Source organism: Clostridium sp. ZBS15 (assembly GCF_023845705.1).
In the GTDB taxonomy this organism is placed as follows: domain Bacteria; phylum Bacillota; class Clostridia; order Clostridiales; family Clostridiaceae; genus Clostridium; species Clostridium aquiflavi.
Map to the genome: position 1 here is coordinate 26,245 of NZ_JAMQHY010000012.1, position 14,285 is coordinate 40,529.

The 14,285-nt window shown below is 28.6% G+C and carries 10 protein-coding genes and 1 riboswitch; of the genes, 9 read left to right on the forward strand and 1 reads right to left on the reverse strand.

The annotated features are described in order from the left end of the window. The first annotated feature begins 309 nt into the window (after nt 1–309). The 5 genes from NG904_RS06225 to NG904_RS06245 all read left to right on the forward strand — a co-directional run bounded on the left by NG904_RS06225 (nt 310) and on the right by NG904_RS06245 (nt 8,339). Complete coding sequence (locus NG904_RS06225) at nt 310–1,758, forward strand: SWIM zinc finger family protein (protein ID WP_252230541.1); 1,449 nt, start codon at nt 310–312, stop codon at nt 1,756–1,758. Between the two features lie 14 nt (nt 1,759–1,772). Next, nucleotides 1,773–3,578, forward strand: coding sequence for a hypothetical protein (locus NG904_RS06230; protein ID WP_252230543.1), 1,806 nt, complete (start codon nt 1,773–1,775; stop codon nt 3,576–3,578). 81 nt (nt 3,579–3,659) lie between these two features. Then, the gene (locus NG904_RS06235; protein WP_252230545.1) at nt 3,660–4,751 is read left to right on the forward strand and encodes an ATP-binding protein; all 1,092 of its coding nucleotides are present in this window, start codon (nt 3,660–3,662) and stop codon (nt 4,749–4,751) included. A gap of 42 nt (nt 4,752–4,793) precedes the next feature. After that, entirely contained in the window at nt 4,794–7,163 is a 2,370-nt protein-coding gene (locus tag NG904_RS06240) for a DUF5682 family protein (RefSeq protein WP_252214336.1), read from the forward strand. 12 nt (nt 7,164–7,175) lie between these two features. Next, nucleotides 7,176–8,339: a VWA domain-containing protein gene (locus NG904_RS06245; RefSeq protein ID WP_252214334.1), complete on the forward strand. Its 1,164-nt coding sequence runs from the start codon at nt 7,176–7,178 to the stop codon at nt 8,337–8,339. A gap of 136 nt (nt 8,340–8,475) precedes the next feature. On the opposite strand, the gene NG904_RS06250 is transcribed toward NG904_RS06245, so the two are convergent. After that, entirely contained in the window at nt 8,476–9,690 is a 1,215-nt protein-coding gene (locus NG904_RS06250; protein WP_252230547.1) for a DUF6348 family protein, read from the reverse strand. A 347-nt stretch (nt 9,691–10,037) separates the two neighbouring features. Between NG904_RS06250 and NG904_RS06255 the strand changes: the two genes are divergently transcribed. From NG904_RS06255 to NG904_RS06270, 4 genes are all read left to right on the forward strand, one after another. Further along, the gene (locus tag NG904_RS06255; RefSeq protein WP_252230549.1) at nt 10,038–10,955 is read left to right on the forward strand and encodes an MBL fold metallo-hydrolase; all 918 of its coding nucleotides are present in this window, start codon (nt 10,038–10,040) and stop codon (nt 10,953–10,955) included. A gap of 206 nt (nt 10,956–11,161) precedes the next feature. Continuing rightward, a riboswitch (purine riboswitch) is annotated at nt 11,162–11,261 on the forward strand. Between the two features lie 83 nt (nt 11,262–11,344). Further along, complete coding sequence (locus NG904_RS06260; RefSeq protein ID WP_252230551.1) at nt 11,345–12,748, forward strand: NCS2 family permease; 1,404 nt, start codon at nt 11,345–11,347, stop codon at nt 12,746–12,748. 255 nt (nt 12,749–13,003) lie between these two features. Continuing rightward, a complete protein-coding gene (locus tag NG904_RS06265) occupies nt 13,004–13,423 on the forward strand; it encodes a YjdF family protein (RefSeq protein WP_252230553.1) in 420 nt (139 codons plus the stop codon). Between the two features lie 22 nt (nt 13,424–13,445). Next, on the forward strand, nt 13,446–14,054 hold the full coding sequence (locus NG904_RS06270; RefSeq protein WP_252230555.1) for a methyltransferase: 609 nt from the start codon (nt 13,446–13,448) through the stop codon (nt 14,052–14,054). Nucleotides 14,055–14,285 lie beyond the last annotated feature (231 nt).

Genomic DNA, 14,285 nt, shown 5'->3' on the forward strand with positions numbered 1-14,285 from the left:
TAAGTATTAAATATAATAGGAGTATAAGGAAAACTATGAAAATCTGAATATTGGATTTTGAACTGCTCTCTGTCTACTAGACAGGGAGCAGTTCATTTTCGTGGATTTTTAGCATTTTTTATTTTTATACTTTAGATTAACAATAATATACAATTAATTTAGTTTCAATTTAATAACATAATATATATTTTATGTTATTAAATTTATATAAAAATATTAAGTATATTACATAAATATGATAAACTGATTGTATAATACTATTTATTACATAAAAATTAAAAAATTGTTATAAGGTTAGGTGACGTTATTTTGAAATTAACCAAAGAATATGTTGAATCAACTGCTTATAATGCAAGTTCATTTAATAATGCAAAAAAGCTTGTAAGCAAAAATCAAATTATAAAAACACATATTATAGGAGATAAGACTCTCATTTATGGGGAGTGTATGGGGAGTGGAAAAAAGAATTATATAGTATCAGTAGACTTTATTAATGAAAATGAACCTGTTTTCAGATGTAGCTGTCCAAGCAGACAGATCCCATGCAAACATGCAACTGCACTTTTATATCAATATTTTGAAGATAGCAGTAAGTTTGAAACAGGGGAAATTCCTGAGGATGTTTTAAGGAAAAGAGAAAAAATAGAAAAGAAAGAAGAAAAGAAAAAAGAAGAGATAATAAAGCCTAAGAAGGTTAATGTAAGTGCATTTATAAAGAAAATGAAAACACAGCTTGAAGGTTTAGAAATTGTAGATAAATTTATAAATGACACGCTTTCAGTTGGACTTGCATCTATTACATTATCACAGATAAAGATATACAACAAAGAGTTAATAAAATCTTTAAACAGTAATTATTATCTTCCAGAACATTCAGTAATAATGGGGGATATTTTAGAAAATTTAAGAATTATTAAAGAAGATAGAGATATAGAGGATGAAATATATTATGAAAAAACATTGGATTCATTAGGATATATTCAAAATCTTAATGTAAAAGCTAGAGCTGTTTTAAATAAGCATATTAAAGAAAAGAAATTTATAGATGAAGAGAGTGCTGATATATTTACAAAGCTCGGTTATATATGGAAACTTAGTGAACTCAGAAATCTTGGCTTTTACAGTGAAAATGGAAAGTTATTACAGCTTGGTTTTTATTGTGAAGAAGATGACTTAAGAAAAACCTATATTGATACAGGATTTTACATAAATCTTAGTGAAGATAAGATCTATAAGACGATGAATTACAGACCTTATCGAATAAGTAACAAAATTAAGGAAGAAGATACGATATTTGAAGTTTTTGAGGTACCTGAATTTTATATTTATCCAGGTCAGAATAATCCACGTATAAGATTTGAAGGCGGAGTTATGAGAAAAGTTTCAAAAGAAGATATAAAAGAAATAAGAAAATCTGCTAAGACAAATTATAAAGAAGCTTTAAAAGAAGTAAAGATTCAGCTTAAAAATACATTATGTGATAAACATCCAATTTTCTTAATGCATTATAATGAGCTAGTTAAGTTTGGAGAGGAGTTAGCAATAAAGGATGACCATGGAGAAACAATTATGCTTAAAAATACAAAAGATACCTCAATGCCTTCAACACTTGAAAATTTAAAGTTTATGCTTGGTAGTAAAGATTTAAAAGAGAATGTAATGCTTGGTATATTTGAACATGATTTAAATACAGGAAAACTTACAATGCAGCCTATAAGTATTGTTACAGATGATCAAATTATAAGAATATTAGGATAGTAAAAGGTGATATTATGAACGAATTATTAATACAGTTAAAACATTCCTTAGGACAAGCTGCTGTTTTGGGAACAAAGTCTTTAAGTGATGATTTCAGACTTAAGAAAATATCTGAGAAAATAAAGTTATTAAGCAGTAAAGCACAAGTTTTTTCTAAAATATATTCAACGCTTGAAGGTCTTTTAAATGAAGGTAGTGAAAATACTTATATTATAATGTGTGAGCTTGTGAATTTAATTAATGCAGTTTTATATACACAGGGAAATTCCCAAAGCATTGAAAAGGAAGAAAAATTTGAAATTGATGAAAATATAAAAGGAACTTCAGTCTTAAGATATTCAGAAATAAGAAATATAAAAGAAATTTTAAAAGGTGGAACTACTACAAAATGGGCTTCATTAAAAAAAGCATTTAAGGAAAATAAACTTTTTGATTACAGGCTATTAAATGATTTATTAGGCGAATTATCTAATTCATATGTATATGAGTATGATTTTAGTATTGTAACTATTCTTTCACAATATAATGAGGATATTGTACATATATTAATGGAGAAATTTGAAAAAAGTGATAAAGTTGCAAAATGCAATATTGTAAAAATAATATCTAATGTTGGAAAAGAAAAATATAATAATTTTTATAAAAAGTGTGTTCTTGAAGAGGATGCTGATAATGTAATATCTGCAGCAATCAAAGCATTAAAAGATGATAGAAATAATGAACAATTTCTTTTGGATTTAAAATTAAAAAAGAAAGCATTAAAAGAAGCAAGAATATTAGCGCTAGCATGTATGGATACTGAAAAGGCAGATGAAGAAGTTAAAAAATATTGTTTAAAAAATATAAAATTTTTAAATGAAGTTTTAAATGAAAGACTATTTATTAAAGAAGATGAAATTATTGAACTTATTGAAGAAAGCATGACAAAGGAATTTGGAGAAAAAAATACTAAGGATTATGAGTTTTTTTATGAAATGCTTGATGCATCAAAGAATTTTAAATCCAAAAGGATTATAGAAGTCTTAAAGAAGGCTGTTGATTTTGAATTTAATTTAGGAGATTATAAGAGAAATGCAGCAGTAAACCTTTTTTATCAGAACGATGAGGCGGTATATAAATATCTTTTTGATCTTAAGAAAAAGAGTGAATTTTATATTGGAATAAGTTTTGCAGCTGCACAAAAGATATATTCAAAAGAAGAGATATTTGAAGAATTTTCAAAAATTATAAATAAGAAGTTTTCACCAAATGAATCAACTCTTTCAAATTCAATAAAAATTATGTTTAATTATTATTATATGTCAGGTTATGTTGTAGGAGCATCTGATCGTATACCTGTAAATATAATAAAATTTAAGCCGTGGGACGAAAGATGGGTATATACTGCAATGAATGATAAAAACCTTATTGATTATGCATATGAATTTGTAAGCAAAGATCTAAATGATCAAGAAAAAAGCAGGATAAAAAAGTTCTGTTTAAATTATATTGAAAATATGAAAAATGAACCTGAATCAAAAGGCAAGAAAGTATATTATCTTGACACAAACCATAGTAAAAATATATGTGATGGAAACAGAATAAGAAGTATAATGACAATATTATTTAAAATTGGAGCCAAAGAAGAAGCCATGAATAATGTTTTATATTTTTCAAAATATTTCAGATATTTAACACCTGCTTATCAAGTATATATGAATGCTGATGATATTACATTTTTAGAAAATCTTAAAAATGAAGTATCAGAATATGTACTTTATGATGATGCTGTATTAAAGAGAATTGATTGTCTTATAGACATTTTAGCTTTAGGTAGATAAACATATTTGTTTTAGTGGAATTATAAATAACATTTGAAAAATTAAATGATAAAAATTAGAAGCGGGAAGGATAAACGTAGAATGAAAAAGAAAAAAGATATATTAAGACATCCAGCAGAAGTTCTTTATAAAAAAGAAATTGATATTTTAAAGAAAAGTGATGAAAATTCAATACCATCAGGATGGCAAATGTCTCCTAAAGCAGTTCTTACATATATTATAGGCGGTGAAGTTGATGGAAAGAAAATAACTCCTAAATATATAGGAAACAAGAGGCTTGTTGAAATATGTATTGCAACACTTCTTACAGACAGAGCACTTTTATTAGTTGGTGAACCAGGAACTGCAAAATCATGGCTTTCAGAACATTTGACTGCCGCTATTTATGGAAATTCCACAAAAGTTGTACAAGGTACAGCAGGTACAACAGAAGAACAGATTCGTTATTCATGGAATTATGCAATGCTTCTTGCTAATGGTCCAACTCCAGAAGCTCTTATAAAAAGTCCAGTTTATAGTGCAATGGAAGAAGGGGGAATAGCGCGTATTGAAGAAATTTCGAGATGTCCATCTGAAGTTCAGGATGCGCTTATATCACTTCTTTCAGAAAAGAGGATTTCAGTTCCTGAACTTGGAGAAGAAGTTCCAGCAACAAGAGGTTTCTCTATTATTGCTACAGCTAATACAAGAGATAAAGGTGTAAATGAAATGTCAGCAGCACTTAAAAGAAGATTTAATATAGTTGTTCTTCCAGCTCCTGATGATATGCAGACAGAAGTTAATATTGTAACAAAAAGGGTTGCACAACTTTCAGAAAATCTTCAACTTAATTCACCACTTCCATCAGAAAAAATCATAGAAAAGGTAGTTACTATATTTAGAGAATTAAGAAATGGTGTAACAATTGATGGAAAACAAAAAATAAAGCCTGTTTCAGGTGTATTATCTACAGCAGAAGCTATTTCACTTCTTGCAAATAGTATGGCACTTGCAGCCGGATTTGGAAATGGTGATATAAGCGATTATGATCTTGCTTCTTCACTTCAGGGGGCAGTTATAAAAGATGATGAAAAAGATGTTCTGGCATGGAAGGAATATCTAAACAATATATTGAAAAAAAGAGGACAAGAGTGGCGTGAGCTTTATACAGCATGCAATGAGATGAATTCTTAGACTATTAATTGAAAAAAGTTTTAAGGAAAGTGAGAAAAAAGTATGAGTGGAAGCAATAAAGAAGTAAATATCCATGAAAAAAATTATGCAGCCAGCTTCTTCCCTGTAAGACATCTTTCCCCTAATGGAGCATATGCTTTAAAAAAATACTTAGATAAGATAAATCCCGATATTGTACTTGTAGAAGGGCCAAGTGATGCCAATAATGAACTTGATAATATAGTAAATAGACATGTTGTGCCTCCAATTGCAATATTAGCTTATACGGATGAAATGCCTGTTAAAACAATTCTTTATCCTCTTGCATCATATTCACCAGAGTATGTTGCAATAAAATGGGCAAAATCTAATAACAAGGAAGTACGTTTTATTGATTTGCCATCAGATGTGTTTTTGGCAATGGAAAATATGCTTTGTGAAGACGAAGAAAATACAGAAAGATCTGATGATTCCAATATAAAAAAGGATCTGGAACTTAATGATAAACAGATCAGTAATGAAGATGAAATTTATACAGATATATATGAAACATTATATAGATCATGTGATGAATTTGACTATGATGCATTCTGGGAAAGGAACTTTGAACATCTTGACTATAATTATTATAGACAGGCCATGATGGAATTTGGAAGCAATTTAAGGCAGATACAGGAAAGCAGACAAAAAGATGATGCGAGAAATATTTTAAGAGAAGCTTTTATGAAAAGTGAAATTGAAAGGGCTGTAAAAGACGGTTACAGAGAAAATAAAATGGTAATAGTCACTGGTGCATATCATACATTAAGCCTTATGAGTGAAAAGACTTTACCACTTAGTGAAGAAGAAATAAAAAAACTTCCTAGAAAATCTTCAAAGCTTACTCTTATGCCTTATTCATATTACAGGTTAAGTGATAGAAGTGGCTATGGGGCAGGAAATAAGGCACCAAATTATTTTGAAATGATGTGGAAATTATTAAATGAAAATAAACTTGATGAACTTCCACAAAGATATCTTACTGTAATAGTAAGAAGTATGAGAAAAGAAGGTCATATAAAGTCATCAGCAGAAGTTATAGAAGCCGTAAGACTTGCAAAAGCACTTTCAAATATGCATGGAGGGAATATTCCTATTCTTCAGGACTTAAGGGACGGGGCAAAAACATGTCTTGGAGAAGGAACGTTCAGTAAAATTGTGACAGCAGCTGCTGAAGTTGAAATAGGTACTAAAATAGGGCATCTTCCAGAAGGAATGTGTAATACATCTTTGCAAAATAATTTTAATTTTATGATAAAGGATTTAAAGCTTACTTCATATAAAACTTTAGTTGCTACTGATGTAACTTTGGATTTGAGGGAAAACCGAAGAGTAAAAAGTGAGAAATCAGCTTTTATGGATTTAAATCGTTCATCATTTTTACATCAGCTTGAGGTATTAAATATTTCTTTTGGTAAAATTCAGAGAAGATTAAATGGAGATAATAACTGGAAGGAAGCATGGACATTAGCATGGAGGCCTGAAACTGAAATTGAAATAGTTGAAGCATCACTAATGGGGGATACAATAGAGATAGCAGCAGCGTATGTACTGAAAGATAGGCTTGATAAAGCAAGTAAGATAAAAGAAGTTTCAGAGATGATTTCAAAATGTTATGAGTGTGGTATGGATAAAATGGCATCATATTCAATTAATATACTTCAGAAACTTGCAGTGGATATAAATGCTTTAGATGAAATTTCAGAAGTTGCATTTAATTTATCATATATAATTAGATTTGGAACAATAAGAAAGATAGACACAGAAATATTAAAGCCAATTTTATCAGAACTGTTTTTAAGGGCAGCGCTTATAATGGTTGAATGTTCAAACTGTGATGATGCTGCAGCAAAATTATTAAGCAAATCAATTGAACAGCTTGATGTAATAGCACAATACCATGAGGATGTAGTTAATACTGAAATTTATATAAGAGAACTCATAGAGCTTTCAAACAGAGATGACAGAAATTCAAAACTTTCAGGAATAGCATGTTCAATTCTTATAGAAAGAGGACTTATTGATAAGGAAATGCTTAGCAGTGAAATTGGAAGAAGACTTCTTCCAGGAATTCCACCAGATATAGGAGCAGGATGGTTTGAAGGGCTGGCATGTAGAAACAGATATGTTATTTTAGGAAATCTCACTATATGGGAAAAGCTTGATGAATATATTATGAATCTTGATAAGGAAGAATTCAAAAGTGCAGTAGTATTTCTTCACAGAACATTCAGTACCTTTAATGGAAAAGAAAAATATATGGTAGCAGAAAATCTTGCAAACTTATGGGGAATAAGTGCAGATGATTTAAGTGAATATTTAAATGAAGAATTATCAGAAGATGAAGAAAAAATATTAGAAGATCTTGATAATTTCAATTTTGATGATTTTTAGGGGGTAGAATGTTTGGAGAAAACTGAAAATATAAAAAAGTGGAGAATGGTTCTTGGAAAAGAAAGTGAGGAATCATTTAAAAGCACAGTTGGAGATAAAGGAATTATAGCACTTGATAAAGAAGAACTCCTAATGGCTAATGCATTAGATGCCATTTATGACAACAGCAATCATGAACTTGAGAAATATGGCGGTGCAGGTAACGGGTTTTCTGCTCCTAAGATTTCAAAATGGCTTGGAGACATAAGAAAAATATTTGACAAGGATATAGTTAAGGTAATTCAAAATGATGCAATAGAAAGAAAAGGAATGAAACAACTTTTGCTTGAACCAGAAGTATTAAATGGAATGGCACCAGATATAAATCTTGCTTGCACATTATTAACACTCAAAAACCAGGTTCCAGAACGTTCAAAAGAAAGTGTACGTCAGTATATACAAAATATTGTAGAGGATATAAATAAAAGAATAAATAATGATGTGCAGAAAGCAGTTCTTGCAGCACTAAACAAAAAGAATCATGTTTCAAGAGGAACAGCATCAAGTCTTGATTTTAACTATACAATAAGAAGGAATTTAAAAAATTTCAATAAAGATTTAAATAAAATAATACCTGAAAAAATGTATTTTTTTGAGCATATGAATAAAGCAAATGGATGGAATATAATACTTGATATTGATCAGAGTGGATCAATGGGAGAATCAATTTTATATTCAACAGTAATGGGATGTATTCTTGCAAAAATGTCATCTGTAAGTACAAGGGTTGTTGCATTTGATACAAGTATTGTTGACCTTACTGAAAAATATGATGATCCTGTTGATATGCTTTTTGGAATACAGCTTGGTGGAGGTACTGATATACATAAATCAGTAGTTTATTGTGAGCAGTTTATAAGAGATCCAAAGAAAACACTTTTATTTCTCATATCAGATCTTGAAGAGTGGGGTAATCAGGGTGCACTAATAAATAAGATAAAATATCTTAAAGAAAGTGGAGTAACTGTTGTGTGTCTTCTTGCAATAAGTGATAATGGAGAACCATATTACAATAAGGATCTTGCAAATAAGTTTGCTAAGTTTGGAGTACCGAGTTTTGCATGTTCACCCAATTTTCTTCCAGAATTACTTGAAAAAGCATTAAAGGGTGAAGAGATAAGGATAGATAAAAAATAATTTTATGTTGGAACATTTTAATTTCTTGTAAGCAAGTTATATATATTAAGGTAATTAAATAAAAGCAGCAGATAGTTTTGATTTGACATGAAACTATCTGCTGTTTGAGGTTGTACAGGAATTTACAATAAATAAGTTATGAAATAATGTAATCTTCACAAATATTAAAAGATAAAGGACACATAAGTAAATCTTCTATTTTACTTCCATCATTAAGAGCTTTGTTTATAGCGTTAAATGAAGCACTGCAGGTTACAATATTTCTAAATTCATCATTATTAAAACAACCTCTTCTTATTTGATTATCAATAGTTTGATATATCCAGTTATAAGAAGTAAGCTGATCTTTAAATAAAGTAACATTTTCGATGCTACTACATAGTGTCATATTCTCAGCATATTGTACTTCAGGAAAGATAAATTTACAGAATATCTCTGGAATAAAGTTAAATAAGTCACATGCTAAAGATGGATCATTACACATTTTTATGAACTGATAATATAAATTTTCATATTTTTCGTTTGTATCACATAATTTAAACAAATCTAATGCTTTTAGTGTATTGTGAATGACTTGTTCTTTGCTGAATTTGTATTGAGTGTAGGTTTCCTTAGCTTGTATCAAAACAAAGAATTGCTTTTCTGAATATAAAGTAGTTTCTACATCCCATTCTTCTGCAATTTTATTTAATATTTTAGTAATGTTGTTACTTACTATTCCATTTATTCGACATTCACAGTTAACTGAATTAGCAGTTTTGCTAAGATATATTTTTACCCAGTATACTGGTTTGATGCCTAATCTATTTTTTATTTCATTATTAATAACTTCCCAATAATCTATAGGATTTTGCTGAACTTTCTTTTTACCTTGAGATGATATGCAGCTTTTATATAGTTTGAATTTACTCATCTTTTTGTTAAATTTACTTTCAAAGTCTTGTCCATCTTCATCCTTTAAAGCATGTGTTATACCACATAAAGCAGAAAAACAGAAGCTGGCAGTTGCCTGTTGTAATGCTATATCTGTAGTATTTCCAACACCTGCTGATGATTCAACAAACTCTTCATTAAATAAATTATGTTTTAACACAAATATAACTTGTGCCATATTTTCAGTAGCTTGAGGAACATGTACTTCTATTTTTAACTTTATATCTGTTATAAATAATGAATTAGATTCTAGTACACTATTTTCAACAGAATTAATCAGTATATTAAGTACTTTTTCTTCATTTGTTAAATCAGAATTATTTAAAGCATTTTCATTTTCTTGAGTATTATAAAAATTATTTGAATCCATATGATTTTTGTCTTTTTTTCCTTTGAATAAGTTGCGTATAAAACCCATTAAATAATCTCCTTTTGTATTTAGTTACAATTTCAATAATATATTTACAGATACTTATTATTCCAATAAAAGTATAAAATAACTTATATGGATTAGTCAACTTAAATAGTAATATCAAAGGATTTAATATTACTATTTAAGAAAATTGAAAAAATCTATTTTCTATGGCTATTATTATCGTTGAAATAACTAATACTAATATTGCTTTTTTTTAACTCCATTTAATGCTATGATCTTCATTAGTTCCTTTTAAACAATGCTATAAACGATTTTGTAATTGAGCTTATCATATATATGTCATTATGATAGTAAAGTAAAAAGACAAGGATATAGAAGGAGGAGATAAGATGTTTAATAAATTAACAGATAGAGTTTATTATATGGATTTTGAACAAGAAGGGGATAGACCAGTTTTAGGATTAGTAGTAGGAGATTCGTATTCATTAGTGATTGATGGTGGTAATTCAAAAGATCATGCAGAAAAGTTTTTGAATTATGTACAGGAATTAGATATACCAAAGATTAAATATTTAGTTTTAACCCACTGGCATTGGGATCATGTTTTGGGAATGAAAACTATGAATTTAATTAATATAGTACATAAAAAGTCTAATGAAAAATTAGAATGGATGAAAGGATTAGAATGGACTGATAAGGCTATTAGGGAGAGAGTAGAAAATGGACAAGAAATAGAATTTTGTGAACAGCATATAAAAATAGAGCATCCAAATAATGATAGAAATATAGAAGTAGCAAATGCAGATATTATATTTGATGGAAGTATAGGGATAGATTTAGGTGGAGTAACAGTAATGGTAGAATATATAAATGCTGACCATTCAAAAGATTGCTGCTTAGTAAATGTAGTAGAAGAAAAGGTAACATTTATGGGAGATGCGATGTATTTAGATATGTATAATGGTCCATGGAGTTATTCAAGAGAAAAGCTATATCCACTTTTAGATAAGCTTATTTCTTATGGCTCTGAATATTATATACCATCTCATCATTCTAAATATACCAATGAAGAGTTTAAGGTTTTCATAAGATATATAAAAGAAATCGGAGATTTGGTAGGGGAATCTACTGATTTAGAAAAGACTATATCAAAAATAAATAAGGTTAGAGATGAAGAACTATCAGAATGGAATATGGAAGATATAAATGTATTTATAGAAGGAAATAAGAAAAATAGATGCATAGGTTTTTCTGTTATAGAAAAACCTGGTGAAGTTAAGGAAAAACCTACAGGGGATTTATATTAAAGAGAATTATAAAGATAGAAAATGATTATTTAACAGGATTAGTGAATATCATGTAATAGACCAGTAGTATAAACAAATAAAGTAGAATTGTAGCCACCAGTGAATTTATCTATATTCAATGGTGGTTTTTTATTTAAAATGAAATCTAAATTTGTTGAATCGTGGGAAATAATACCGTTGCATTTAGAAAATTCTCTGTTATAATAAATTTATAATTTAATGATATCCATATAATTTTTGCAATTGGGCAAAGAGTTTCTACAAGAAGCCGTAAACTTCTTAGCTATGGGTTAATCCGTTTTTGCTATATAAAATTAGAAGCTGTAGCTACCATTGGATTTACCTATATCCAATGGTAGCCTTTTTATATTTATTTTTAGGAGGAGAGTATGAATAATAAAGGAATTCTCGAAAAATTATTTAAGTTAAAGGAAAATGGCACAACAACTAAAACAGAAATTTTAGCTGGAATAACAAGTTTTATAACTATAGCCTACGCCATATTAGTTATTCCAAATATTCTTAAGGAAGCTGGTATGAATTCTCAAGGAGCCTTAGGAGATGCAGCTAATAATTTAAGTATAATAAATGACCCTGTAGTAGGTGCTATATTTACAGCTACTTGTGTTATTTTCACAATAACTACATTATTTATGGGGTTATATTCTAACCTTCCATATGTTCTAGGACCAGGTATGGGACTTGTAGCATTCTTCACTTATGGAGTATGTTTAACCATGGGATTTACCTGGCAACAAGCGGTGGCAGCTGTATTTATATCAGGTATTGTATTCATAATATGTACAGTGACATCTTTAAGACAGTTAATAGTAAATTCATTGCCTCAAAATTTAAAAATCGCAATGACTTCTGGTATAGGACTATTCATAGCTTTAATAGGACTTAAAAATGGGGGAATAGTAATAGCAAATCCAGGAACTTTAATGCAATTTGGAGACTTTACTCAAAAGGGAATTTTACTTACTATTATAGGAATTTTCATAATGATAATTTTAATGGTAAAAAATATTAAGGGATATATGATTATTGGCATAGCTGCAACTACTCTTATTGGAATCCCTATGGGTATAACAAATTTAGTTAATGTAAAAATATTCTCACTTCCTCCATCTTTGGCACCAACATTTATGAAGATGGATTTTAGTGGTCTTGTATCTCATAATGGGGCTGGCGCTGTAGGAGCAATAACAGCTGTGGTAATGGTTATTTTAACATTTTCATTAGTGGATATGTTTGATACTATAGGAACTTTGGTAGGTACTTCACAGAAGGCAAATATGATAGATGAAAATGGAACGCCTAAAAATATGAATAAAGCTCTTATAGTAGATTCTTTCTCAACTACTCTTAGTGCATGTTTTGGACTTCCTACTATCTCAGTGTATATTGAATCAACTGCTGGAATTGCAGAGGGAGGGAGGTCAGGTTTAACAGCTGTAGTGGTAAGTATATTTACAGCTTTAACTTTATTCTTTTCTGGTTTAGTTGGGATAATACCTGCACAAGCTACTGCACCAGTTTTAATTCTTATAGGTATTTTAATGATTCAAACAATAACAAAGGTTGATTTTTCAACACTAGATGAAGCTATACCAGCTTTCTTTACTATAGTTATGATGCCTTTTAGTTACTCAATAGCTAATGGAATAGCTTGGGGTATAATTACTTATCCAATAGTTAAGTTGGTTGCAGGTAAAAGAAAAGAGGTTCATCCTCTTATGTATATCTTAGCAGCACTATTTGTTTTAAGATATATTTTAATACCACAATAGAAAAATTGTTATAAAAGAATCAATTAGAAATAAATTGGTACATATAGACGAGATACTTATAAAAAAAGTGTCTCTAGTCAAAGTTATTTATTGTATAAAATGTTTATCATGTTCAATAAATTGGGTATAATATTAAATGAGAGATAAAAACACAGTTCTGTTGGTAGTCAGAACCTATATAAAAATATAGCAGTAACCTGCCCTCCTGGGTTGTCCATTCTCTTGAGAATTTTTTATTTTCAGGAGGAGAAATTTATGTTAATATCAGTTAAACTAACAGTTTTTTTCAACGAACCTTTTTGGATAGGAATTTTTGAAATTCAAGAAGGGGAATACTACAAAATTAGTAAAATAACTTTTGGTGCAGAACCAAAGGATGCAGAAGTTTTTGAATTTGTATTAAACAATTATTACAAATTGAATTTTATCGAACAGGAATTTGAAGATAAAAAGTTTTTATTAAAGCGTGTGAATCCTAAGAGGGAACAACGACTAATAAAAAAACAATTAGAAAACAAGGGGATTGGAACGAAAGCACAAATAGCCCTAAAAAAGCAACATGAAGCTAATAAGATAGAAGGTAGGAAGAGAAGCAAAGAAAAAAAGGAAGCAGAAGAAAGAAAACAGTATGAAATGAAGAAAGATAAACGCAAAGAAAAACATAAGGGACATTAGTCATTTAATAAGAGGATATTATATGGAAGAACAATATTATGAAAATATATTAAATATTAAAACAGCTGGAAAACAAGATTTAGAAGAGGCAACTATACATTATAATAGATATGAACCAACAGCCTATGAAGCTTTAAATAAATTATGTGAAGAATATAAATTAAATAATACGGATTCAGTAGTTGATTTCGGATGTGGAAAGGGCAGGCTTAATTTTTACTTAAATTATTTATTCAAATGTGAAGTGACTGGAATTGAAATGAGTAAATATTTTTATAAACAAGCTTTAAATAATAAAAAATGTTATTTAGAAAAGCATAACGGTGACGAAGATAAGATTAAATTTGTTTGTACATTAGCAGAAAAATATGAGATTCAACCAGAAGATAATAAGTTTTATTTTTTTAATCCCTTTTCAATAGAAATTTTTATGAAGGTAATAGATAATATTATAGGTTCAGTATATAAAAATAAAAGAAATATAGAAATTATACTTTTTTATCCTTCAAATGACTATATATTTTTCTTAGAACAATATACATTTTTTATGATAAAGAAAGAAATAAGGTTAGATAATTTTAAAAATGATAGTAGAGATAGATTTTTAATATATAAGTTATCATATATATAAATATCTTTTAGAAAAAATATAGAACTAATTAAATTAATAATAGGTAGATTTATTTTACATAAATCTACCTATTATTGTATTTAGAATACCAATAGTTATATTTGTTGTCAATTTATAATAAATTATGTATTGAGTTTTTAAGAAATATTAGCATTTTCTAATTTAATTTATTAAAATGATAAATTAAATAACGCATAATAAGTGAAAATCAAGGGACTAAGAAAGAAAAAA